This window comes from Streptomyces sp. SBT349 (assembly GCF_001083795.1).
Lineage (GTDB): Bacteria > Actinomycetota > Actinomycetes > Streptomycetales > Streptomycetaceae > Streptomyces.
In genome coordinates, this window is record NZ_LAVK01000014.1 from 16,600 (window position 1) to 37,933 (window position 21,334).

Consider the following 21,334-nt stretch of genomic DNA (forward strand, 5'->3'; position numbering starts at 1 on the left):
CCGCGGGCCGGAGAAGTCCTCGTCGCTCTCAGCGAATTCGCCGAGGGCGTAATCGGGCCCCGCCCGCGGAGGTACGGCCTGCTCGCGTCCGTGGCGGCCTGGTCCCTCTGCCGAGGACCGCGCTCAGGAGACGGGCCGGGAGTGCTCCCACGCCCACTCGAACTCCTCGCGGTAGGTCTCGTACAGGCTGAGCTCGCCGTCCAGGGTGGGGTCGTTCCGCTGCACTATCTCCCGGCCGCCCCGGCGCAGCACCATCGCGGGGGTCTCCATGCCGCGGCTGCGCCTGAGGTAGGACTGCACGACGGCGACGCCGCCGGGGGTGTGGGCGTCCACGAAGTAGGCGCTGAAGCGGGGGGTGTCGTCGGAGACGCGGATCTCGAACGCCTCGGCGTCGCGGACCCGGCTGCGGACCCGGCGGGTGTGGAGGATGTTGGTCTCCACGGAGCGGCCCAACTCACCCCGCTTGAGGCCGAGTTCACGCTCGCGGCGCCTCGTCGCACCGCTGGCCGGGTTGAGGAAGAGGAGCCGGAAGCGGCAGCCGCTGTCGGCGAGGCGGACCAGGCGGCGGCCGGGGAAGTTCTGCACGAGGAGGCCGAGGGCTATGCCCACGGCGTCGAGGCGGCCCGCGCCGGAGAACAGGTCCTCGGCGGGCAGCTGCCGCTGGAGGCGCACCCGGTCCGGATGGACCCCCGCCACATCGGTGAACCTGTCCCCCACCAGCCGCTCCACGGCGTCGGCCGGGAGCCGCCCCGCGGACGGCGGGGCGCCGGAGTCCAGCAGCCGCAGCAGCCGGGCGCAGCCGCGTTCGGCCTGCTCCAGCACGGCGCGGCTCATGCCGCGGTTGCGGCTGACGGCGCTGCGGGCCACCTCCAGCTCGTCCAGGGTCAGCTCGACCTCGCGGCGGTTGTCCAAATACGGCGCAAAGCACGGCCAGTGCTGCACCATGAGTTCACGCAGTTGCGGGAGGGTGAGGAAGGCGAGCACCGTGTCATCGGCAGGATCGATCAGATGCCCCTTGCGGCGGCTGACCTCGCGCAGCGCCGCGGCGCGCTGCACCCACTCCTGCCCGGTCGGCCCGGCGGCCGCGATCTCCCACTCCGCGCCGTGCACCGGCTCGTACACCGGGCGCAGCACCGCGGCCACCACGGACCGCAGCCGCTGCTCCACCAGGTTCAGCCAGACGTACGCGCGGCCCGCCCGTTCCACCCGGGTGCTGACCTCGGACCAGTCCTGGGCGGTCCACTCCAGGTCGGCTCCGATCTCCACCGGGCGCGGCACCGGGACGGCACCGGCCTGCGCCTCGGCTGTCTCACCCCCGTTTCCCGAGGGCAGCTCCAGCCCCGAAGAGCTCACCTGCACCGCCTTCCGCCCCGCTGATGGATCAAGGAAGCCTACTGCGGAGCCCGCCGCGCGTGCAGCACACTCGGGAATCAACTGCGCTTGTCCGCACGGTCGTCGGGGCAGAGGGTTTCCATGACGCCAGCGCGCCGCACGCCCACGTCTACCTACCGGCTTCAGCTCCAGCCGGACTTCCCGTTCTCCGCGGCCGAGGAGATCGTGCCGTACGCGGCGTCGCTGGGCGTTTCCCACCTGCATCTGTCGCCGGTGCTCGAAGCCGTGCCCGGCTCCGCGCACGGCTACGACGTGACCGATCACACGGCGGTCAGGGCGGAACTGGGCGGCGAGGAGGGGCTGCGGCGGCTGGCGGCGGCGGCCGGGGAGCGAGGGCTCGGGCTGGTGCTGGACATCGTGCCCAACCACATGGCGGTGCCGGGCCGCATGGAGCTCAACGCACCGCTCTGGGAGGTGCTGCGGGACGGTCCCACGGCGGAGCGGGCGGACTGGTTCGACATCGACTGGGCCGCGGGCGGCGGCCGGGTGCTGCTGCCGGTGCTGGGCGGGCCGCTGGGCGAGGAGCTCGACCGCCTCTCGGTGGAGGAGGGCACGCTGCGCTACGCCGACCGGACCTTTCCGCTGCGGCCCGGCACCGAGGAACTGCCGCTGCCCGAGCTGCTGGACGAGCAGCACTACCGGCTGGCCTGGTGGCGGCTGGGCCGGACGGAGCTGAACTACCGTCGGTTTTTCGCCATCTCCGAGCTGATCGGGGTGCGGGTCGAGATCCCCGAGGTCTTCGAGGCGACCCACGCGACGGTGCTGCGCCTGCTGGAGGAGGGGGTGGTCGACGGGCTGCGGATCGACCACCCGGACGGGCTCGCCGACCCGGGCGGGTATCTGGAGCGCCTGCACCGGCGGACGGGCGGGGCGTGGATCGCGGCCGAGAAGATCCTCGGCTCGGGCGAGCGGCTGCCCACGGCCTGGCCGGTCGCGGGGACGACGGGGTACGACGCGCTGCGGTACATCGACGCGATGTTCACCGACCCGGAGGGCGCGGCCGAACTGACCGAGCACTACCGGGCGTTCACCGGAGCGCCGCCGGACCTCGGCGGCGAGTGGACGGCGACGGTGCGGCGCGCCGCGTACAAGATGATCACGCACGAGCTGGCGGCGGAGAACGAACGGCTCACCCGCGCGGCGGTCCGGGTCTGCGCGGTGGTCCCCGAGCTGAGGCTGCGCGACCACGCGCCGTGGGCGCTGCGTTCCGCGCTGATCGAGCTGCTGGTGCGGCTGCCGGTCTACCGGCCCTATGTCACCGGGGACGCGCCGCCGTCGCCGGTCGACGAGGCGATGCTGGTCACGGCGGCGGACGGGGCGCGCACCAGGTTCGCGGTGCCGGCGGAGGCGACGGCGGTGGACACGGTGCGGGAGCTGGCGCTCGGCCGCTTCGGCGAGGGCGAGGATCTGACGGACTTCCGCGTCCGCTTCGCCCAGGTGTCCTCCGCGCTGCGCGCCAAGGCCGTCGAGGACACGGCCTGTTACCGGTACGCGCCGCTGCTGTCGGCGGCCGAGGTGGGCGGGGATCCGGGGGAACCGGCGCTGCCGCCCGCCGCGTTCCACTCCTTCTGCGCCCGGGTGCAGCGGCACTGGCCGCTGACGGGGACGGTGCTGTCGACGCACGACACCAAGCGCAGCGGCGATGTGCGGGCGACCATCGCGACGCTGAGCGAGCACCCGCACGGCTGGGCCGAGTTGGTGACGCGGCTGACGGAGGAGACGGCGCGCGCCGGGGTGCGGGCCCCCGATCCGCATCTGGCGTGGACGACGTGGCAGACGGCGTTCGCGCTGGGGTTCCCCGACCGGGAGCGGCTGCTGTCGACGATGCTGAAGACGGTGCGGGAGACGGGGCTGCACACCAACTGGACGGAGCAGGACGGGCCGTACGAGGCGGCGCTCGAACGCTTTGTGCTCGCCGGTCCCTGCGGGCCGCCGCTGTATCCGCTCACGGAGTTCGCGCGCGAGCTGGCGCCGCAGGCCAGGGCGAACATCCTGGGCACGGCCCTGCTCCATCTGACGATGCCGGGGGTGCCGGACGTCTACCGGGGCACCGAGCGGCACTATCTGGCCCTGGTGGACCCGGACAACCGGCGCCTGCCGCAGCTGCCGATCGCCCAACTGGCGGCCCTGGACGACGCGTTGACCACCGGCTACGACCTGGCCACCGAGAAGCTGCGGCTGACGGCGACCGCGCTGCGGCTGCGGCGGGACGAGCCCGAGTGGTTCGGCGAGCTGGCGGACTACGAGCCCCTGCGCGCGGAGGGGCCCGCGGCCGACCACTGCCTGGCGTTCGTCCGCTCGGGCCGGGCCGTCCCCGCGGTCACCCGCCTGTCGCGCCGGCTGGCCGCCTCCGGCGGCTGGGAGGCCACCCACCTGCCGCTGCCTCCCGGCACCTGGCACGACCTGCTGACCGGCCACATCGCGAGCGGGAAGGCGCGCCTGACGCAGCTGCTCGGGGCCACCCCGGTCGCGCTGCTGGTGCGGGAGGACTGAGGGCATCCCCCGTCGGGGGCGGCCCGGTGACGCGCGCGTTCCTGGGCGGGGCGGCGCGACCGGTGTCCGGGGCGGGCCGCGGGGTACCCGTCCCGCGTGCTGAGGACCGTGGGTGTCGAAGAGGAACTGCTGCTGGTGGACGAGGCGACCGCCGAGCCGCGCGCCGTGGCGGGCGCGGCGCTGGCCGACGGGCCGCCCTCGGACGAGGTCGTCGCCGAGTTGCAGCAGCAGCAACTGGAGACCAACACCACGCCCTGCGCCACCCTGGCCGAGCTGGCGAAGGAGGTGCGGCTGTGGCGCCGGCGCGCGGCCGACCTCGCCCGCCCCCAGGGCGCCCGCGTCGCCGCGCTCGCCACCTCCCCGCTGCCCATCTCGCCCCGGCTCACCCCGGAGGGGCGGTACCGGCGGATGGCCAGGGAGTTCGGCCTCACCGCGCAGGAGCAGCTGACCTGCGGCTGCCACGTCCACGTCGCCGTCGAGTCGGACGAGGAGGGGGTGGCGGTGCTCGACCGGATACGCCCCTGGCTGGCGCCGCTGCTCGCCCTCAGCACCAACTCGCCGCTCTGGCAGGGCCGGGACACCGACTACGCCGGCTACCGCTACCAGGTCTGGGGCCGCTGGCCGAGCGCCGGGCCCCCGGAGGCGTTCGGCTCGGCCGAGGGCTATCACCGCGCCGTGGCGGCGCTCCTCGCCACCGGGACCCTGCTGGACCGGGGGATGGTCTACTTCGACGCGCGGCTCTCGGCGCGGCACCCGACGGTCGAGACGCGGATCTGCGACGTGTGCCAGGATCCGCGGGACACGGTGCTGCTCGCGGCCCTCGTGCGGGGCCTGGTCGAGACGGCCTCCCGCGCCTGGCACGACGGCCACCCGGCGCCCGAGGTGGGAACGGCACAGCTCCGGCTCGCGGCCTGGCGCGCCAGCCGCTCGGGGCTCGGCGGGTCGCTGCTGCGGCCGGACACCCACCGGCCGGCACCGGCCCGGGAGGTCGTCGAGGAGCTGGTGGCGCATGTCGCGCCCGCGCTGAAGGACTTCGGCGATCTGGCGATGGTGCGGGAGGGCGTGCGCCGCCTCCTGACCGAGGGCACCGGCGCCGACCGGCAGCGCGCCACGTTCCACCGGGGCGGCCCCACCGCCGTGATCCGCGAGGCGACCGGGAGAACGGCCGCCTGAGCGGCCGGTCCTCGCGCCGCGCGCCGCGCGGCCCACGCCCCCTCCCCCGCGGCCGGGTTCACGCCCGGCGGGCCTCCTCGCGGACGCAGTCGCGGCACACCCAGGCGGCCCGCAGCACGCGCGCCGTCCGTCCCCTGGGGTGCTTGCCGCACCAGCGGGACATCGGCTGCCGGTCCGGCAGGGACCGAAGGATCATGTCCACCGCGCGCGGCGGCTCCGCCGGGTCGACCGCGTTACCGGCCATCGCTGTCCTCGTCGTCCTCCTCGGGCTCGGGGAGCGCCACGATCTCCTCTCCCGCCAGATCGTGCCCGTTCACCTCGTCGTGGGTCATGATCGCCTCCTCCGTCCCCGAGTCTGCCCCGCACACCGGCCCCCGCACCGGCGCGTGGTGGTGCGGAGGAGGCGCGACGCGCTCCCGGCGCCCGGGTTACGATGCCGGGCCTCCACGCCCCTGGGAGGGACACGCATGGCTGTCGGACCCGCGACCAGCGAGACCGTGTACGAACCGGTGCCGTTCTGGGCCAGGATCCCGCACGGGATATGGCTCAGGGAGGCCACCTCCGTGGCCGTCGACTCGCAGGACCGGGTCTACGTCTTCAACCGCGGCAACATGCCGGTCCTGGTCTTCGACCGGGACGGGAACGTGGTCGACATGTGGGGGAACGAGACCCCGTTCCACGGGACCGAGCTGTTCGAGGACCCGTACGGGAACATGATGCCGCGCTGGAAGGGCTGCCGCTTCACCCGCGCGCACGCCATCACCGTCGACCACGAGGACAACCTCTGGCTGGTGGACGACGTCGGGAACACGATCACCAAGACCGACCGGCGCGGCACCACGCTCCTCACCCTCGGGACCGGCAGGCCGAGCGGCTTCCAGAGCGGCGAGCCCTTCAACCGCCCCACCGACGTGGCGGTCTCGCCGGTCACCGGCGACATCTTCGTCTCGGACGGCTACCGGAACTCGCGGGTCCACCGCTATGACGCGACCGGCGCCCCCCTCACCTCGTGGGGCGAACCCGGCACGGACCCCGGCCAGTTCAGCCTGCCGCACAACGTCGCCATGTTCGGCGAGGACGCGGTGATCGTCTGCGACCGCGAGAACCACCGGGTGCAGGTCTTCTCCCTCGACGGCGCCTTCAGGACGGCCTGGCACGCGCACAAGGCCGTCGCCGTCTGCGCGGGCCGGGGCGAGGACACCAACGTCTACGTCGCCGAGCAGGGCCCGCCGCCCGTCCAGCACGGCGTGCCCAACCTCGGCCACAAGATCCAGGTCTACGACCGCGAGGGCCGCAGGGTGGCCAGGATCGGCGCCGACCTGCCGGGCGAGGCCCCCGACCGGTTCAACTGGCTGCACAGCGTCGCCGTGGACTCCGAGGGGAGCGTCTACGCCGCCGAGGTCTCCTATGTGGAGGTCGGCAGCAAGGAGACGCCACCGCGCGAGATGGTCAGCCTCCGCAAGTGGCGCCGCGTGCGCGGCTGAACGCGGGCCGGGCGCGGCGCGGGCCGGGCCGCTCACGCGTGGGACTCGTAGCGCGCGTGCGGGCGGGGCCAGGAGAGGTCCATGAACGGTGGCCGGTCCCTCCGTTCGAAGCAGCGGACGAGGAAGTCGGTGAACGTCCCGGCCGTCTCGTACCACTCCCCCTCCTCGCCCGCGGCCACGATGCCCCACTGGTCCGGGTCCGGCTCGCGCGCCAGGAAGAAGTAGCTGCCGCCGTGCTCGTCGTACCCCCAGGCGATCAGGCCGCCCTCCTCGGGGTGGAAGGGGTAGGGGAAGAGGCCGGGAGCGCTGCGCCGCGCCCGCCGCCAGGTCTCGCAGGACCACAGCCGCTCCTGCTCCGCCCGCGCCGTCCCCGTCGGCCGGTGCAGCGACAGGTACCCGTCGACCGCGCCCGGCCCGTAGAGATCGAGGAACGCCTTGTAGTCCGAGGGAAGCCGGACCCCCAGATAGCGCTCCGACGCCTCCCAGAGCCGGGGCCGCGCCCGCCCCCAGTGCTCGGGCTCCCCCAGCCACGCCTTCAACTTGTCCAGTCCCGATGCCACGAGTCATCACCCCACGCGTCGCGGTCGTCCACCAGGAGCATCATCCACGCCGCCACTGACAGCGCGGCCGTGCCCGGCCCCGGCTCGCGCCCCGGGCTTGACCCTCGCACCGTGTCAGGCGCTGAACTCGGAGACATCATGTTCACCATCGGAGACTTCGCCCGGCACGGCCGCGTCTCGGTCCGGATGCTGCGCCACTACGACGCCACCGGACTGCTGCGCCCGGCCCATGTCGATCCCGTCACGGGCTACCGCCACTACACCGCCGCCCAACTCGCCCGCCTCAACCGCCTGATCGCGCTCAAGGATCTCGGCTTCACCCTCCGTCAGGTCCGCGACATCCTGGACGAGCGGGTCGGAACGGAGGAGCTGCGCGGCATGCTGCGGCTGCGGCAGGCGGAGCTGGAGGCCACGATGACCGCGTCGGCCGCGCGACTGGTCCAGGTCGAGGCGAGGCTCCGGTCGATCGAGAGCGAGGGGCACATGCCCACGAACGACGTCGTCCTCAAGAGCGTCCCGGCCACCCGGGTCGCCCGGCTGACCGCCACCGCCGCGAGCTTCGAGCCCGAGGACATCGGCCCCGTCATCCAGCCGCTCTTCGCCGAGCTGCTGGAGCGCATGAAGGCGGCGGGCGTCGCCGGGACGGGCCCCGGCATCGCCTGCTACGAGGACGCCCCCGAGGGCGGCGGCGCGATCACCGTCCACGCGACGATCGAGGTCGCGGCCCCGCTCGCCGAGGACGGCGACCTGCGGATCGTGGACCTGCCCCCGATCGGGGAGGCGGCCACGATCGTCCACCGCGGCGCCATGGAGACGGTCCTCCCGACGGTCCAGACCCTGGCCCACTGGATCGAGCTCAACGGCTACCAGGCGCACGGCTACCCCCGCGAGGTCTCGCTGGAGTGCCCCGAGGACCTCGACGCGTGGGTGACCGAGCTCCAGTCGCCGGTGACCAGGCCGTAGCCCTCCGGCGGACGCCCCGGCCACCGGCACCGGTGGCCGGGGCGTTCACGGGGTGGCGAGGTGGCGGGGTGGGCGGTCGTCACGCGACCGCGTGCGCGCCGGCGCGGCGCAGTGCCGCGAGCGCCTCGCTCAGCGCGACCTCCAGATAGCTGAGGCGCCCCGTCGCCTGGAGGATCGCGACGCCGCCGGCCAGCGCCGTCAGCACGGCGGTGGCGGCCTGGTCCGGATCGGCCTCCCGGGGGATCTCCCCGCGCTCCCGCAGGGCCCGCACCCCCGCCGCGAGGTGTCCGTGCCAGCGCTCGTACAGGTCGCTGATCACGCGTCGCGTGGACGGATCCGCCCGCCCGAGCTGGGCGGTGAGCGCGGACAGCGGGCACGTCTCCCGCTGGGCGTCGTACTTCTCGATCACCCGCTCCCGCCACGCCTCCCAGGCGCCCCACGTGGTCAGCTCGCCCAGCATCGGCTGCTGGTCCTCCAGCACCTGGTCCGCCTCGTACTCGGCCACGGCCAGCAGCAGGTCGGACTTGCCGTCCGGGAAGTAGTGGAAGAGCTGGCTCTTGCTGGTCGAGGTCGCCGCGCGGACGTCGTCCAGGCTCACGTTCGCCACGCCGCGCTCGCGCACCAGAACGGCCGCGCCCTCGACGATCCTCCGCCGCGTGGCGGCTCCCCTGGCGGTCAGCGCGCTCATGCCCCGAGCGTAACCCGACTGGACTTGACAGTCCAGATTCCCCGTCGCACTGTTGGACCAGACGGTCCAGTGTGGCCGTCCGTCACCACGGCCCTCCGGGGCCACCCCCATCCGTCACCGAGCAGCGGAAAGCGACACGGCACCATGGGCACACGCCTGGCGAACAAGACGGCTCTCGTCACCGGAGCCACCAGCAACATCGGCCGCGCCATCGCGGTCGCCTTCGCGGCCGAGGGCGCGCACGTCGCCGTCTCGGGCCGCAGCCTGGAGCGCGGGGCCGCGGTCGTCGAGGAGATCCGCTCCGCCGGGGGCCGCGCCGACTTCGTCGCGACCGACCTCGACGGGCGCGCCGCGACCTCGGGGGCCCTGGCCGAGCAGGCCACCCGCGCCCTCGGCGGACGCGTCGACATCCTGGTCAACAACGCGGGCATCTTCCCGGGCCCGACCACCACCGGGACGGACGAGGCGACGTTCGACCAGGTCTACGCGGTGAACGTCAAGGCGCCGTTCTTCCTCACCGCCTCCCTCGCCCCGGCCATGATCGAGAACGGGGGAGGCGCGATCATCAACCTCGGCTCCTGGGTCGCCCGCCTCGGCATCCCGGTCGGCACGCTGTACGCCTCGACCAAGGGCGCGATGGAGACCCTGACCCGGTCGTGGGCGGCCGAGTTCGGCCCCTCCGGCGTGCGCGTCAACGCGATCGCCCCCGGCGTGGTCCAGGCGCGGATCCCCGGGGCCACCGAGCCCCACCCCGCCCAGGCGATGATGAACGGCACCCCCGCGGGCCGCATCGGCGACCCCGAGGCCATCGCGCACGCGGCGGTGTACCTGGCGAGCGACGAGGCCGCGTTCGTGCACGGCTCGGTGATCGACGTCGACGGCGGCCGGGTCGGGGCGGCGGTCATCGCCGCCTGAGCGCCACGAGCGCCGCTTCCCCCCGCGGCCGTGGTCTCGTACCAGGTGACGTCAGGACCCTTTACAGGAGCGAGTCGCGCAGCGTACGGTCCCGTTTTGGGAGCGCTCCCACGGACCGTCCCCCACGCTCCGGCCTGTCGTCCCACCTCCCAGCCCCCGCTAGGGCGGCAGGCCGGCTCTTCACCCCCGGCCCGACCGGGGCCGCCACACGCCCCCTCCGCCGGATTTTGTCGGTTTTACCCCTTTCGTTCGGCTAGCTTGGCCCCGAGGCGTCCGCAGGACGCCCGCGCCGCCGGGCGCCACGCACCGGCTCCGACCGAGAGGAAGCCCATATGGGGCACCAGCACATCACCACGCACGACAAGACCGCCATCTCCTACAAGGACTGGGGCGACGGGCAGCCCGTCGTCTTCAGCCACGGCTGGCCGCTCAACGCCGACGTCTGGGACCCGCAGCTGCGCCTGGTCGCCGAGAACGGCTACCGCGCCGTCGCCCATGACCGCCGCGGCCACGGCCGTTCCGGGCAGCCGTGGGAGGGCAACGACATGGACACCTACGCGGACGACCTGGCCGAGCTGATCGAGAAGCTCGACCTCCGCGACGCCGTCCTCGTCGGCCACTCCACCGGCGGCGGCGAGGTCGCCCGCTATCTGGGGCGCCACGGCACGGCCCGCGTCTCCCGGGTCGTGCTGCTGAGCTCGGTGCCGCCGTTGATGCTCAAGACGCCCGCCAACCCCGAGGGCGCGCCGATCGACGTGTTCGACCAGCTCAGGGCCGGCCTGCTGGCCGACCGCTCGCAGTTCTACCAGGACCTCAGCGCCATGTTCTACGGCGCCAACCGCTCCGGCTCCACGGTCTCCCAGGGCACGCGTGACGCGTTCTGGATGATGAGCATGCAGGTCGGCCTCAAGGCGGCGTACGACTGCGTCAAGGAGTTCTCCGAGACGGACTTCACCGACGACCTCAAGCGCATCGACGTCCCCACCCTGATCGCCCAGGGCGAGGACGACCAGATCGTGCCGATCGTCGCCGCCGCGCCCAAGGCGGCCGAGATCGTCGCCGACTCCACGCTGAAGACCTACCCGGGCGCCCCGCACGGGCTGACCGGCTCGTACCAGGACGCGTTCAACAACGACCTGCTCTCGTTCATCAAGAGCTGACCCGCCGGGAACCGGCTCAGACGGCGGCCAGGCGGTACGCCACGCTGCCGAAGCTGACCTGGTCCCCCGGGCCGACGGGGACGCTGTCGGCGACCCGGCGGCCGTTCACCCAGGTCCCGTTCGCCGAGCCGAGGTCCCGCAGCAGCCAGCCCGTCCCCGTGCTGAACAGCTGCGCGTGGTGACGCGAGACGCTCCGGTCGTTGAGCCGGAGACCGCTGCCCGCCCCCCGTCCTATGGCCAGTGGCTGAGGGCCGGGCGCGGGCAGCACCAGCTCGGGCAGCCCGCGTGACTCCCAGGCCAGGCGCATCCGCTGACGGAACGTGATCACGCGCGTCACGGACTCCACGACCCACCCGGTGCGGACGGGGGGCGGCGGCGGGGGCAGCCGGTAGGGCAGGTCCCTGAGCACGGCGAACAGCTCGTCCGGAAGGCGCGCGGCCATGATCTGCTCGATCCGCCGCTCGAAGGTGTCCTGCGACACGCGGCCCTCGACCATGCCCTCCCGGAGCGCATCGAGCGCGCGCTCCCGGTCCGCGTCCGATACGCGCGGAGGCGGGGTGCCGTACTCGACAGAGCTCATGGCGGAATTGTCCGCGACAGCACGCACCCCTGTCCAGGTGGTGTCGCGCGCCGGGACCGCCCCGGAGCGGGCCGCGACCGCCCCCGGATATGCGCTGGACCGCGGGAGTGGGCTCGGTTAGGGTTCCACCCACGCCCCGGAGCTGAAGGAAGGAGGCGGCTGACATGTCTGTTCTGACGCACGCGCGCCTCCGCCGCCCCTTCGCCGGGCGTTCCCAGGGCTGACCGGAAGCGCGTCGCAGCCTTCCGAAGGGTTTTTCATGACCGACCGACTGGTCATCCGCGCGCTCGCCGAGCACGAGGCGCGCGAACTGTTCACCTCCCTGCCCGACCCCGGGCTCGTCGGACGGCCCCTGGCCGACCCGCCGTTCAACGTCTACGGGACCCGCGCCACCGGGGGCGAGTACCGGCCCGACTGGACCTGGGTCGCCCTGCGCGACGGGAAGGTCGTGGCCCGCGCCGCGTTCTGGGCCGGGCCCGACGACGAGAAGCCGGTGGCCCTCGACTGGTTCGACTTCACCGACCGCGAGGCGGGCGTCGCGCTGCTGCGCGCGACACCGCTGCGCGCCGACTACGAGCTGCTCCTCCCGCCCGGGTGGCGCGAGGACCCCGGTGTCCGCCTCGCCGCCGAGGCCAGGATCGACGCGGCGGCGGAGGCGGGGTACCGCCCGCTGGTGGAGCGGTACCGCTATCTGTGGACGCCGGAGTGCGGGCTGCCCGAGCGGCCCGGACGCCTGGAGTTCAGGCAGGAGCCGGACGACGACGCGATCCTCGCGGTGCTGCGCCGGGTCCACGGCAGCACCCTGGACCACCACGCCCGCCGGGCCGTCGCCACCGGCGGCGTCGAGGCGGCGGCGCGGGAGGAGATGGACTTCTTCCGCTGGTGCCCCTCGCCGCGCGCGTGGTGGCGGCTGGCGTACACGCCGGGCGGCGAGCTGGTCGGCATCCAGGTACCGGCGGCCAACCAGCACATGCCGGTCGTCGGCTTCATCGGCGTGGTGCCCGAGCAGCGCGGCCACGGGTACGGGTACGACCTGCTGGTCGAGTGCACGCACCAGCTCGCGGCCGAGGGCGCCGACCGGATCGCGGCGGCCACCGACGTGCCGAACGCCCCGATGGCGGCGGCGTTCGCCCGCGCGGGCTATCCGGTGACACAGCACCGTTTCTGCATGTCGCACCCGGCGTAGGTGCCCGCCGCGGCGGCCGGTCCACCGGACTGGTCCTAGCCACCGGGGCGGTGCGGCGGTGACCATGGTGCCCATGCTCTTCGAGGTATGGGCACCATGGGCCCAGCATGTGTCGCTGCACCTGTCGGGACGGCCGGTCGCCATGGCGCGGGACGAGGGTCGCGCGGGGTGGTGGCTGGCCGAGGAGGAGGCGCCGCCGGGTGCGCGGTACGGGTTCGCGCTGGACGACGGTCCCGTGCTGCCCGACCCGCGCGCCCGGCGGCTGCCGGAGGGACCCGAGCGCCCGGGGGCCGTCACCGACCCCGGGGCGTTCCCCTGGCGCCACGCCTGGGCCGGGCGGGGGCTGCCGGGCGCGGTGCTCTACGAGCTGCACATCGGGACGTTCACCGGCGAGGGCACCTTCGACGCGGCGGTGGAACGGCTGGGGCACCTCGCCGCGCTGGGCGTCACGCACGTCGAGCTGATGCCGGTCTGCCCGTTCCCCGGGCGGCACGGGTGGGGCTACGACGGGGTGGCGCCCTGGGCGGTGCACGAGCCGTACGGCGGGCCCGAGGGGCTCGCGCGCTTCGTCGACGCGGCGCACGGCCACGGCCTGGGGGTCGTGCTCGACGTGGTCCACAACCACCTGGGTCCCTCGGGGAACAGGCTGCCGGAGTTCGGCCCGTACTTCACCGACGGGCACCACACGCCGTGGGGTTCGGCGGTGAACCTGGACGCCGAGGGCTCCGACGAGGTGCGGGCGTACTTCATCGGCAGCGCCCTGGCGTTCCTGCGGGACTTCCGGCTGGACGGGCTCCGCCTCGACGCCGTCCACGCGCTGATCGACGACCGGGCCGAGCACATGCTGGCCGAGCTGTCGGCGGCCGTGGACGCGCTGTCCGGGGAGCTGGGCAGGCCGCTGTTCCTGATCGCCGAGTCCGACCGGAACGACCCGCGCACCACGGCCCCGCGGAAGGCCAACGGGCAGGGGCTGCACGCCCAGTGGAACGACGACTTCCACCACGCGCTGCACTGCGCGATGACCGGCGAGGGCCAGGGCTACTACGCGGACTTCGCCCGCGCTCCGCTGGAGACCCTCGCGAAGGTGCTGAGCGACGGCTTCTTCCACGACGGCGGCTACTCGGCGTTCCGCGGCAGGCGCCACGGCCGGCCGCTGGACCGGGAGACCACGCCCGCGCACCGGCTGGTCGGCTACGCCCAGACCCACGACCAGATCGGCAACCGCGCGCTCGGCGACCGGATGACGGCGCTCGCCGGGGAGGAGCGGGCCGCGCTGGCGGCGGCCCTGGTGCTGTGCGGGCCGTTCACGCCGATGCTGTTCATGGGCGAGGAGTGGGGGGCGACCACGCCCTGGCAGTACTTCACGGACCATCAGGACCCCGAGCTCGCCGAGGCGGTGCGCAGCGGCAGGCGGCGCGAGTTCGGCGCGCACGGCTGGACCGAGGAGGAGATCCCCGACCCGCAGGACCCGGCGACCCGGAACCGCTCCTGCCTGGCCTGGCCCGGCGGCCCGCGGGAGCCCTGGCTGCTCGGCTGGCACCGCAGGCTCATCGCCATCCGCCACGAGCACCTGCCCCCCGACCTGCCGCTCGCCGACGTCCGCGCCGAGGCGGACGAGGGCGCGGGCTGGCTCGTGGTGCACAGCGGCCCGCTGACGGTGGCCGTCAACTTCTCGCGCGAGGAGGCGGCGACGGCCCGCCTCGGGGAGGGCGGCTTCGAGCCCCTGGCCGGTACCCACCGCTGCCCGCCGCCCGGCCGCTCGGGCGGGCTGGAGCTGCCGCCGCAGTCGGCCACCGTGCTGCGCCGCGCCTCCGTGTGAGGTAGGCAGGCACCATGACGGAACCCCTTCCCCAGCAGCCGGTGCGCGGCGCGGTCGGGCCCGCGGCGCACGGCCGGTGGGCGCTGGTCCTGGACCGGGAGCTCGCCAGCACCGCCGAGGAGGTCTGGGCCGCGCTCACCGAGGCGGAGCAGGTCGCCCGCTGGGCGCCCTACACCCCCGGCCGCGACCTGGACTCCCCCGGTCCCGTGGCCCTGCCGGAGACCGACCCGGCCGACCCCGCGCCCCAGGGCGCCGTCCGCGCCGCCGAGCCGCCGCGGCTGCTGGCCCTCGCCTGGTACGAGGACGGGCTGCGCTTCGAGCTGTCCCCGGCCGACACGGGGACGGCGCTGCGCCTCACCCATGTCTTCTCCGACCGGGAGCGGGCCGCTGACCGGGCCGCCGGCTGGCACCTGTGCCTGGCCGCGCTCGCCGGTGTGCTGGACGGGCTCGACGTGCCGCCCGTCACCGGCGAGGCCGCCCGTGAGCAGGGCTGGGACCAGCTCCGCGACCAGTACGCCGACCTGTTCGAGGGGAGGTGAGGCCGGCCCGCGGTGGCGCAGCGCCGGAGGCGACGGGCCCGGCCTTCCGTACCCTGTCGCCATGGATGACGTGCTGGTGATCGGCGGCTCGGGTGTGGACACGATCGTGCGCGTGGAGCGGCTCGAAGTGCCGGACCGGGACCTGCTGCACGTGGAGCCGGTCCGCGACTGCGTGGCGCACTCGGGCACGGGCTACGCGCTCGGCTTCCACGCGCTCGGGCGGCGGACGACGTTTCTCGACTACCTCGGCGACGACCCGCAGGGCGGGCTGATCAGAGCGAGGCTCCGGGGTGCCGGGCTCGCGTTCGAGACGCTGCCCGCGCCCAACGGGACGCCCCGCAGCGTCAACCTGGTCGACGCGGAGGGGCGGCGTTTCTCCTTCTACGACGGACGGCACCCCGAGGACCTGCTGCTGCCGACGGACTTCGCGCTGCCGCGTGTGGAGCGGGCGCGCCATGTGCACGTCTCGCGCAGCCACTTCAACCGCGAGCTGCTCGGCGAGCTGGAGCGGCGTGGCGTGCCCACCTCGACGGATCTGCACGCCTGGGACGGCGAGGAGCCCGCGACACAGCCGTGGGCGTTCCGCACGGACTTCGTGTTCCTGTCGGCCGCCGGGATCCGGGGGCGGGTGCCCGAGGTGCTGCGGATGATCCTGGCCAAGGGCCGGGCGCGGCTCGCGGTGGCCACCGACGGGGCGAACGGCTGCCATGTGCTGTCCCGGGCGAGCGGCGAGGTGCGGCACTACCCGGCGGTGGTGCCGCCGCGGCCGGTCGTCGACAGCAACGGCGCGGGCGACGCGTTCGCGACGGCGTTCCTGCACACCTGGTTCGGCGGGGGCGGCGAGGGGGACGGCGGCCTCGACCGGTGCGCGCTGGCCGGGCTGGCGGCCGGGGCGTTCGCCTGCACCCACCACGGCACGGCCGAGCGCCACATCACCGCCGCGGAGCTGGCCGCGGCGGTGAACCGGATCAGGCGGCCCGGTCCTGCGGATCCAGCCGGATGGCGATGGAGTTGATGCAGTACCGCTGGTCGGTGGGGGTGTCATAGCCCTCACCCGCGAAGACGTGCCCGAGGTGCGAGCCACAGGTGGCGCAGAGCACCTCGGTGCGCGGGCGGCCGGGCAGCGAGTGGTCCTCCCGGATCTCGACCGCGTCGCTGTCCTTCGGGTCGAAGAACGACGGCCACCCGCAGTGCGACTCGAACTTGGTGTCCGAGCGGAACAGCTCCGAGCCGCAGGCGCGGCACTGGTAGACGCCGACGGTCTTGGTGTCGGTGTACTCGCCGGTGAAGGCGGGCTCCGTCCCGGCCTGGCGCAGCACGCGGTACTCCTCGGGCGTGAGCTGCTCGCGCCACTGCTCGTCCGTCTTGTCGACCTCGTATCCCATGGTGGTTGCCTCCTTCGGTTCACCCGGAGAGCCGGGCGAGGATCTTGGGGCCGAGCTCGGTGACGTCGCCCGCGCCCATGGTGAGAACGAGATCACCCGGCCCGGTGATTCCCGCGATGACGTCGGGGACGGCGTCCTTGGTGTGCTCGGCGCGCACGTCGGCGCCGTGGGCGCGGGCCGCGTCGATGATCAGCTCGCTGGTGATGCCCGGGATCGGGTCCTCGCGGGCCGGATAGATGTCGAGGACCACGCAGGCGTCGGCCAGCGCCAGCGCCCGGCCCATCTCGGCGCCCAGCTCGCTGGTCCTGCTGAACAGGTGCGGCTGGAAGACGACCAGGACGCGGCCCTCCTCGGCGCCGCCGCGGACGGCCTCCAGGTCGGCGACCATCTCGGTGGGGTGGTGGGCGTAGCTGTCGATGATCGTGACGCCGCCGGCCACGCCCTGGAGCTGGAGGCGGCGGCGCACGCCGGTGTAGGTGCCGAGCGCGGCGGCCAGCTCCCGCGCGGGAACGCCGACGGCCACCCCGGCGGCGAGGGCCGCGACCGCGTTGTGGGCGTAGTGCCGGCCGGGGACGGAGACGCGGAACGTGAGCTCGCGCCCGCCGAGGGAGACGGTGACCCTGCTGGTGAGCCCCTCCCGCACCAGGGCGGTGACCCGCACGTCCGCCTCCGGAGCCTCGCCGTAGGTCACGATCCGGAGCCCTTCGCGGTCGGCCAGGCGGGCGGTCAGGGCCCGCGCGCCCTCCTCATCCGCGTTGATCACCAGGGTGCCGCCGGGGACGACGCGGTCGGCGAAGGTCTCGAAGGAGGCGTAGATCTCCTCCATCGAGGCGTAGTTGGCGTGGTGGTCGAGCTCCACGTTGAGGACGATGGCCACCTCGGGCGTGTACCGGTGGAAGCTGCGGTCGCTCTCGTCGGCCTCGGCCACGAACAGCTCGCCGGTGCCGGACTCCGCGTTGGACCCGGGGGCGTCGATGTCGCCGCCGATCGCGTAGGAGGGCGACAGGCCGAGGCCGGTGAGGCTGACGGCGAGCATCGAGGTGGTCGTGGTCTTGCCGTGGGTGCCGGCCACGGCGATGGTCCGCCGGCCCTCCGTCAGCGCGGCCAGCGCCTCGGAGCGGTGGACGACGGGGATCGCGCGGCGGGTGGCCTCGACGAGCTCCAGGTTGTCCTCGCGGATGGCGCTGGAGACGACGACGCAGCTGGCGTCGGGGGCGATGTGGTCCACGGCGTGGCCGATGTGGACCCGGGCGCCGAGCGCCCGGAGCGCGGCGGTGCTCTCGGAGTCCCTGGTATCGCTCCCGGCGACGCGGGCGCCGCGGCGGGCGAGGATCTTCGCGACCCCCGACATCCCGGCGCCGCCGATGCCGATGAAGTGGGGCCGTTCCAACGCGGGCGGGATCACCGGTGTCATGCGTGTTCTCTCCCTGGTCGAGGCGTGCCGCTCGATTGTCGCACCAACCCCGGGCGGCGGTGGCGTCCTACTCCGCGTGGGCGAAGAGCTTCAGGACCGGGACGCCGACCTTGTGCCGGGCGCGGGAGGCCCAGTCGCGGTGGAACAGTTCCTCGACGTAGTGCGGCGCGGTCAGCACCACGACCTCGTCGGCGCTGGTCTGCTCGACCACGGAGGTCAGCAGGTCGAGCGGGTGCTCCTCGATGACCTGGCCGACGGCCTCGGCCCCGGCGGCGCGCAGCGCCGTGAGGGAGTGCTCCAGGGCGCGCCTGGCCGGCCGGAGCGCGTCCTCGCCCTCGGGCACGTCGCTCTCGCGCACCGCGTCGCCGAGCTCGCCGATCGCGACGTCGTCCAGCGCGCGCAGCAGCCGGTCCTGGTCGCCCCTGGGCTGCATCAGCACCACGAAGGACGGCGTCTCCTCGCCGTGCAGGGTGGTGACGAGGTCGACGTCGGTGGGCACCATGGGCTTTTCGATCATGAGAACTGTCGTGATCATGGAAAGCGCCCTTCGTCGGGGCCGGGTCCCGCGCATCCCGGCAGAAACCATCCTTCCCCGTGGGCGCACGGGACGTTGTGCCTTTTCAGTCTGCCCACACCAGGATAAGCGGAACGTCACATTCCGCAGTTTGTCAGACCCGGCGATACCGGTTGAAGAGAAAGCCGGATTCTTCCAGTACGTCCGTCAGGACCAGGTCACTCGGGTCGGCGACCTCGGGTCCGCTCATCACGCGCGGAGCCGTCCCCACGGTGACCCTGGGTGAGACCGTGAGACAGAGCTCGTCGACCACCCCCGCGCTCGCGAGCAGGCCGAGGAGCCGCGGGCCGCCCTCGGTGAGCATCCGCCGGTGGCCGCGCGCGGCCAGGGCGGACTTGAGGCGCTCCGGGGCGACCATGGCCTCCTCGCCCGCCGTGACCACCTCGACCCCGGCCGCCGCCGCGGCGGCGAGACCGGCGCGCGGGGCCCTGGCGCCGGTGATCACCAGCGTGGGAACGACCGGCTCGGTGAACAGCGGCAGGCCGAAGTCCAGGTGCAGGCTGGCGCTGACGACGGCGATGGCCGGCACCGTGGTCTGCCCGGCGGCCAGACGGCGCTCGGCGAACTGCGCGCGCCGGCGCGCGGGGCGGTAACGCTCCTCCCGGACCGTCTCCGCCCCCACGATCACCACGTCGGCCAGCGCGCGCAGCACCCCGAAGATCCTCATGTCGGCGGGGCCCGAGAGGGGCTTGGAGCGCCCCCCGTGGTGGGCGGCGCCGTCGGCGGAGGACACCATGTTGGCCCGCAGCCAGCCGTCGCCCGACGGCTGGTCCTCGGGATAGGCGTAGGCGTCGGCGAGCTCGGACAGCTCCCACTCGCGGTCGTCGCCGGCGGACTCGGGGAACAGGCGTCGCATGGGGCGCAGTCTCGCACAGGGCCCGTTCCCACCTCGGGCGCCGGGTGCCGGTCCGGCGCGTACAGTGGGAAAACGTGTCACCTCGCACCGCCCCGGACTCCCGTGGCCCGGACTCCCGTGGCCCGGACTCCCGTGGCCCGGACTCCCGTGGCCCCGCGGACCGGGCCGCCGACGCGTCGCCCGTCCGCCTGAGCGCCCGCGAGCCACGGGTGCCGGCCGAGCGGCTGGTCGCCGGGCTGGTGCCGCCGCCCCGCTTCGACGGGGTGCGTTTCGACACCTACGAGCCCGACCCCCGGCAGCCGAGCCAGTACGCGGCGCTGACGTCGCTCGGCGCGTTCGCCGCCGGCCTCGGCGGCGCGCACGCCGTCGGCGCCCGCCGGCGCGGACCCTGGCCCGGCCGCTCCCGGCGGCGGCCCGCGCCGCAGGCGCGCGGCGTCTACCTGGACGGCGGCTTCGGCGTCGGGAAGACGCATCTGCTCGCCTCGCTGTGGCACGCCGCCCCGGTGGCGGCCGAGCGGAAGGCGTTCTGCACCTTCGTCGAGCTGACGCACCTGGTGGGCGCGCTCGGCTTCCGGGGAACGGTCGAGGCGCTGAGCGCCCACCGCCTGCTGTGCGTCGACGAGTTCGAGCTCGACGACCCGGGCGACACGGTCCTGGTCTCCTCCCTGCTGGGCAGGCTGGCCGACGCGGGCGTCGGCCTGGCCGCCACCTCCAACACCCTGCCGGGGCGACTCGGCGAGGGCCGGTTCGCCGCCGCCGACTTCCTCCGGGAGATCCAGGGCCTCGCCGCCCGGTTCGACGCCCTGCGCGTGGACGGCGAGGACTACCGGCACCGCGGCCTGCCCGCAGCGCCGAAGCCGCCGCCCGAGGCGGAGGTGGTGCGCGCGGCGCACGCGCTCCCCGGCGCCTCGCTCGACGCGTTCCCCACGCTGCTCGGCCACCTCGCGCGCGTCCACCCCAGCCGGTACGGGGCGCTGTGCGACGGGGTCGCCGCGGTCTGCCTGACCGGCGTCGCGCCGGCGCCCGACCAGACGACCGCGCTGCGGCTCGTGGTGCTCGCCGACCGGCTCTACGACCGGGAGGTGCCCGTGCTGGCCTCGGGCGCCCCGTTCGACCGGCTGTTCGGCGAGGAGATGCTGAACGGCGGGTACCGCGCGAAGTACGTCCGCGCCGTCTCGCGGCTGACGGCCCTGGCGAGGGAGGGCGACGGCCTGCTGCCCGCCGCCCCAAGTGGCGGACGGGGCACCGCGGGACCATCATCGGGGGATGGGGAGCGACGAGCCGAGATCCGATGACCTTTCCCTGCGGCCACTGCTGCGCTGCGCCCCGGGCAAGCCGCCCGAGCTGACGAGGAGCGCGACGGACGCCACACCCGGGTTCGAGGGGAAGAAGAAGCGGGCGGTCGCGTGGACCGCCGAGATGGGCAAGGAGCTGGGGCAGCTCCAGGAACGGCTCTTCGCGGCCGGCACGGCGGGGGACCGCCGCAGGCTGCTGCTCGTGCTCCAGGGCATGGACACCTCGGGGAAGGGCGGCACGGTCAAGCACGTGGTCACGCACTTCAATCCGGCGGGCTGCCGCATCAGGGCGTTCAAGGCGCCCGGCGAGGAGGAGCAGAGGCAGCACTTCCTGTGGCGCATCGGGCTCGGGCTCCCGCGGGCGGGCGAGATCGGCATCTTCGACCGGTCCCACTACGAGGACGTGCTCGTGGCCCGCGTCCACGGCCTGGTGCCCGAGGCGATCTGGACGCGCCGCTACGACGAGATCAACGCCTGGGAGCGCATGCTCGCCGACGACGGCGTGACCTGGGTGAAGGTCTTCCTCCACCTCGGCAGGGACGAGCAGCGCGAGCGCCTCCTCGCCCGCCTCGACAGGCCGAGCAAGCACTGGAAGTTCAACCCGCGCGACATCGCGGAACGGGCCCTGTGGGCGGACTACCAGGAGGCGTACGCCGCAGCCCTGGCCCGCTGTTCGACGCCCGCCGCCCCCTGGTACGTGATCCCCGCGGACCGCAAGTGGTACCGCAACTGGGCGGTGAGCCGCCTCCTGCTCGAACACCTCAGGGAGCTGGACCCGCACTACCCACCGGGCGACATCGACGCGGCGGGCAGCAGGGCCGCGCTGATGGCCGACTGAGCGGCGCCCCCGGCCGCCCC

The 21,334-nt window shown here is 74.2% G+C and carries 21 protein-coding genes; 12 read left to right on the forward strand and 9 right to left on the reverse strand.

Features of this window, described 5'->3' with window-relative positions:
• Positions 1-123: 123 nt before the first annotated feature.
• On the reverse strand, positions 124-1,353 hold the full coding sequence (locus ADY01_RS03330; protein ID WP_049565197.1) for an SAV2148 family HEPN domain-containing protein: 1,230 nt from the start codon (positions 1,351-1,353) through the stop codon (positions 124-126).
• Positions 1,354-1,473: 120 nt separating this feature from the next.
• On the opposite strand from ADY01_RS03330, the gene treY reads away from it, so the two are divergent.
• Together treY and ADY01_RS03340 are read left to right on the forward strand one after the other, a co-directional pair.
• Positions 1,474-3,885 (forward strand): malto-oligosyltrehalose synthase, encoded by a 2,412-nt coding sequence (gene treY, locus ADY01_RS03335; protein ID WP_049565140.1) that lies wholly within the window; start codon positions 1,474-1,476, stop codon positions 3,883-3,885.
• A gap of 99 nt (positions 3,886-3,984) precedes the next feature.
• Positions 3,985-5,058, forward strand: a complete 1,074-nt coding sequence (locus tag ADY01_RS03340) for a carboxylate-amine ligase (protein ID WP_078899957.1) — start codon at positions 3,985-3,987, stop codon at positions 5,056-5,058.
• 58 nt (positions 5,059-5,116) lie between these two features.
• Here ADY01_RS03340 and ADY01_RS03345 read toward each other — a convergent pair whose 3' ends face one another.
• Complete coding sequence (locus ADY01_RS03345; RefSeq protein WP_049565143.1) at positions 5,117-5,302, reverse strand: hypothetical protein; 186 nt, start codon at positions 5,300-5,302, stop codon at positions 5,117-5,119.
• Positions 5,303-5,525: 223 nt separating this feature from the next.
• Between ADY01_RS03345 and ADY01_RS03350 the strand changes: the two genes are divergently transcribed.
• A complete protein-coding gene (locus ADY01_RS03350) occupies positions 5,526-6,542 on the forward strand; it encodes a peptidylglycine alpha-amidating monooxygenase (protein WP_049565145.1) in 1,017 nt (338 codons plus the stop codon).
• 32 nt (positions 6,543-6,574) lie between these two features.
• On the opposite strand, the gene ADY01_RS03355 is transcribed toward ADY01_RS03350, so the two are convergent.
• Positions 6,575-7,102, reverse strand: a complete 528-nt coding sequence (locus tag ADY01_RS03355; protein ID WP_049565148.1) for an SMI1/KNR4 family protein — start codon at positions 7,100-7,102, stop codon at positions 6,575-6,577.
• Positions 7,103-7,240: 138 nt separating this feature from the next.
• On the opposite strand from ADY01_RS03355, the gene ADY01_RS03360 reads away from it, so the two are divergent.
• On the forward strand, positions 7,241-8,065 hold the full coding sequence (locus tag ADY01_RS03360) for a MerR family transcriptional regulator (protein ID WP_049565149.1): 825 nt from the start codon (positions 7,241-7,243) through the stop codon (positions 8,063-8,065).
• A 79-nt stretch (positions 8,066-8,144) separates the two neighbouring features.
• On the opposite strand, the gene ADY01_RS03365 is transcribed toward ADY01_RS03360, so the two are convergent.
• Positions 8,145-8,753, reverse strand: coding sequence for a TetR/AcrR family transcriptional regulator (locus ADY01_RS03365; protein ID WP_049565151.1), 609 nt, complete (start codon positions 8,751-8,753; stop codon positions 8,145-8,147).
• Between the two features lie 144 nt (positions 8,754-8,897).
• Between ADY01_RS03365 and ADY01_RS03370 the strand changes: the two genes are divergently transcribed.
• Both ADY01_RS03370 and ADY01_RS03375 read left to right on the forward strand, forming a co-directional pair.
• Entirely contained in the window at positions 8,898-9,668 is a 771-nt protein-coding gene (locus ADY01_RS03370; RefSeq protein WP_049565153.1) for an SDR family NAD(P)-dependent oxidoreductase, read from the forward strand.
• Between the two features lie 332 nt (positions 9,669-10,000).
• Complete coding sequence (locus ADY01_RS03375; RefSeq protein ID WP_049565155.1) at positions 10,001-10,828, forward strand: alpha/beta fold hydrolase; 828 nt, start codon at positions 10,001-10,003, stop codon at positions 10,826-10,828.
• 16 nt (positions 10,829-10,844) lie between these two features.
• Here ADY01_RS03375 and ADY01_RS03380 read toward each other — a convergent pair whose 3' ends face one another.
• Positions 10,845-11,408: a DUF1707 and FHA domain-containing protein gene (locus tag ADY01_RS03380; RefSeq protein WP_049565159.1), complete on the reverse strand. Its 564-nt coding sequence runs from the start codon at positions 11,406-11,408 to the stop codon at positions 10,845-10,847.
• Positions 11,409-11,667: 259 nt separating this feature from the next.
• Here ADY01_RS03380 and ADY01_RS03385 point away from each other — a divergent pair, with 259 nt between their 5' ends.
• The 4 genes from ADY01_RS03385 to ADY01_RS03400 all read left to right on the forward strand — a co-directional run bounded on the left by ADY01_RS03385 (position 11,668) and on the right by ADY01_RS03400 (position 15,967).
• Positions 11,668-12,594 (forward strand): GNAT family N-acetyltransferase, encoded by a 927-nt coding sequence (locus tag ADY01_RS03385; RefSeq protein ID WP_049565160.1) that lies wholly within the window; start codon positions 11,668-11,670, stop codon positions 12,592-12,594.
• A 73-nt stretch (positions 12,595-12,667) separates the two neighbouring features.
• Positions 12,668-14,413: a malto-oligosyltrehalose trehalohydrolase gene (treZ, locus tag ADY01_RS03390; protein WP_049565199.1), complete on the forward strand. Its 1,746-nt coding sequence runs from the start codon at positions 12,668-12,670 to the stop codon at positions 14,411-14,413.
• A 14-nt stretch (positions 14,414-14,427) separates the two neighbouring features.
• Positions 14,428-14,952: an SRPBCC domain-containing protein gene (locus ADY01_RS03395; protein WP_049565162.1), complete on the forward strand. Its 525-nt coding sequence runs from the start codon at positions 14,428-14,430 to the stop codon at positions 14,950-14,952.
• Between the two features lie 61 nt (positions 14,953-15,013).
• Positions 15,014-15,967 (forward strand): carbohydrate kinase family protein, encoded by a 954-nt coding sequence (locus tag ADY01_RS03400; protein WP_049565164.1) that lies wholly within the window; start codon positions 15,014-15,016, stop codon positions 15,965-15,967.
• Here the strand turns inward: ADY01_RS03400 and msrB are convergent.
• The 4 genes from msrB to ADY01_RS03420 all read right to left on the reverse strand — a co-directional run bounded on the left by msrB (position 15,921) and on the right by ADY01_RS03420 (position 19,181).
• Positions 15,921-16,337, reverse strand: coding sequence for a peptide-methionine (R)-S-oxide reductase MsrB (gene msrB / locus ADY01_RS03405; RefSeq protein ID WP_049565166.1), 417 nt, complete (start codon positions 16,335-16,337; stop codon positions 15,921-15,923). The genes ADY01_RS03400 and msrB overlap by 47 nt on opposite strands.
• Before the next feature lie 19 nt (positions 16,338-16,356).
• Entirely contained in the window at positions 16,357-17,751 is a 1,395-nt protein-coding gene (murC, locus tag ADY01_RS03410; RefSeq protein WP_049565168.1) for a UDP-N-acetylmuramate--L-alanine ligase, read from the reverse strand.
• Between the two features lie 67 nt (positions 17,752-17,818).
• On the reverse strand, positions 17,819-18,286 hold the full coding sequence (locus tag ADY01_RS03415; RefSeq protein WP_049565170.1) for a hypothetical protein: 468 nt from the start codon (positions 18,284-18,286) through the stop codon (positions 17,819-17,821).
• Between the two features lie 133 nt (positions 18,287-18,419).
• Positions 18,420-19,181 carry a pyrimidine reductase family protein gene (locus ADY01_RS03420; RefSeq protein WP_049565172.1) on the reverse strand — a complete coding sequence of 254 codons (762 nt, stop codon included), beginning with the start codon at positions 19,179-19,181 and terminating at the stop codon, positions 18,420-18,422.
• 188 nt (positions 19,182-19,369) lie between these two features.
• On the opposite strand from ADY01_RS03420, the gene zapE reads away from it, so the two are divergent.
• Complete coding sequence (zapE, locus tag ADY01_RS03425) at positions 19,370-20,476, forward strand: cell division protein ZapE (RefSeq protein WP_234320041.1); 1,107 nt, start codon at positions 19,370-19,372, stop codon at positions 20,474-20,476.
• On the forward strand, positions 20,448-21,314 hold the full coding sequence (locus tag ADY01_RS03430) for a PPK2 family polyphosphate kinase (protein ID WP_049565174.1): 867 nt from the start codon (positions 20,448-20,450) through the stop codon (positions 21,312-21,314). The genes zapE and ADY01_RS03430 overlap by 29 nt, the downstream gene beginning before the upstream one ends.
• Positions 21,315-21,334 lie beyond the last annotated feature (20 nt).

Coding starts and splice junctions, on each gene's coding strand:
- ADY01_RS03360 (WP_049565149.1), top strand. CDS start 7,241: ATGTTCACCATCGGAGACTTCGCCCGGCACGGCCGCGTCTCGGTCCGG.
- ADY01_RS03385 (WP_049565160.1), top strand. CDS start 11,668: ATGACCGACCGACTGGTCATCCGCGCGCTCGCCGAGCACGAGGCGCGC.
- ADY01_RS03380 (WP_049565159.1), bottom strand. CDS start 11,408: ATGAGCTCTGTCGAGTACGGCACCCCGCCTCCGCGCGTATCGGACGCG.
- ADY01_RS03420 (WP_049565172.1), bottom strand. CDS start 19,181: ATGCGACGCCTGTTCCCCGAGTCCGCCGGCGACGACCGCGAGTGGGAG.
- ADY01_RS03415 (WP_049565170.1), bottom strand. CDS start 18,286: ATGATCACGACAGTTCTCATGATCGAAAAGCCCATGGTGCCCACCGAC.
- treY (WP_049565140.1), top strand. CDS start 1,474: ATGACGCCAGCGCGCCGCACGCCCACGTCTACCTACCGGCTTCAGCTC.
- ADY01_RS03345 (WP_049565143.1), bottom strand. CDS start 5,302: ATGGCCGGTAACGCGGTCGACCCGGCGGAGCCGCCGCGCGCGGTGGAC.
- ADY01_RS03350 (WP_049565145.1), top strand. CDS start 5,526: ATGGCTGTCGGACCCGCGACCAGCGAGACCGTGTACGAACCGGTGCCG.
- msrB (WP_049565166.1), bottom strand. CDS start 16,337: ATGGGATACGAGGTCGACAAGACGGACGAGCAGTGGCGCGAGCAGCTC.
- ADY01_RS03395 (WP_049565162.1), top strand. CDS start 14,428: ATGACGGAACCCCTTCCCCAGCAGCCGGTGCGCGGCGCGGTCGGGCCC.
- ADY01_RS03365 (WP_049565151.1), bottom strand. CDS start 8,753: ATGAGCGCGCTGACCGCCAGGGGAGCCGCCACGCGGCGGAGGATCGTC.
- treZ (WP_049565199.1), top strand. CDS start 12,668: ATGCTCTTCGAGGTATGGGCACCATGGGCCCAGCATGTGTCGCTGCAC.
- ADY01_RS03400 (WP_049565164.1), top strand. CDS start 15,014: ATGGATGACGTGCTGGTGATCGGCGGCTCGGGTGTGGACACGATCGTG.
- murC (WP_049565168.1), bottom strand. CDS start 17,751: ATGACACCGGTGATCCCGCCCGCGTTGGAACGGCCCCACTTCATCGGC.
- ADY01_RS03430 (WP_049565174.1), top strand. CDS start 20,448: ATGGGGAGCGACGAGCCGAGATCCGATGACCTTTCCCTGCGGCCACTG.
- ADY01_RS03370 (WP_049565153.1), top strand. CDS start 8,898: ATGGGCACACGCCTGGCGAACAAGACGGCTCTCGTCACCGGAGCCACC.
- ADY01_RS03375 (WP_049565155.1), top strand. CDS start 10,001: ATGGGGCACCAGCACATCACCACGCACGACAAGACCGCCATCTCCTAC.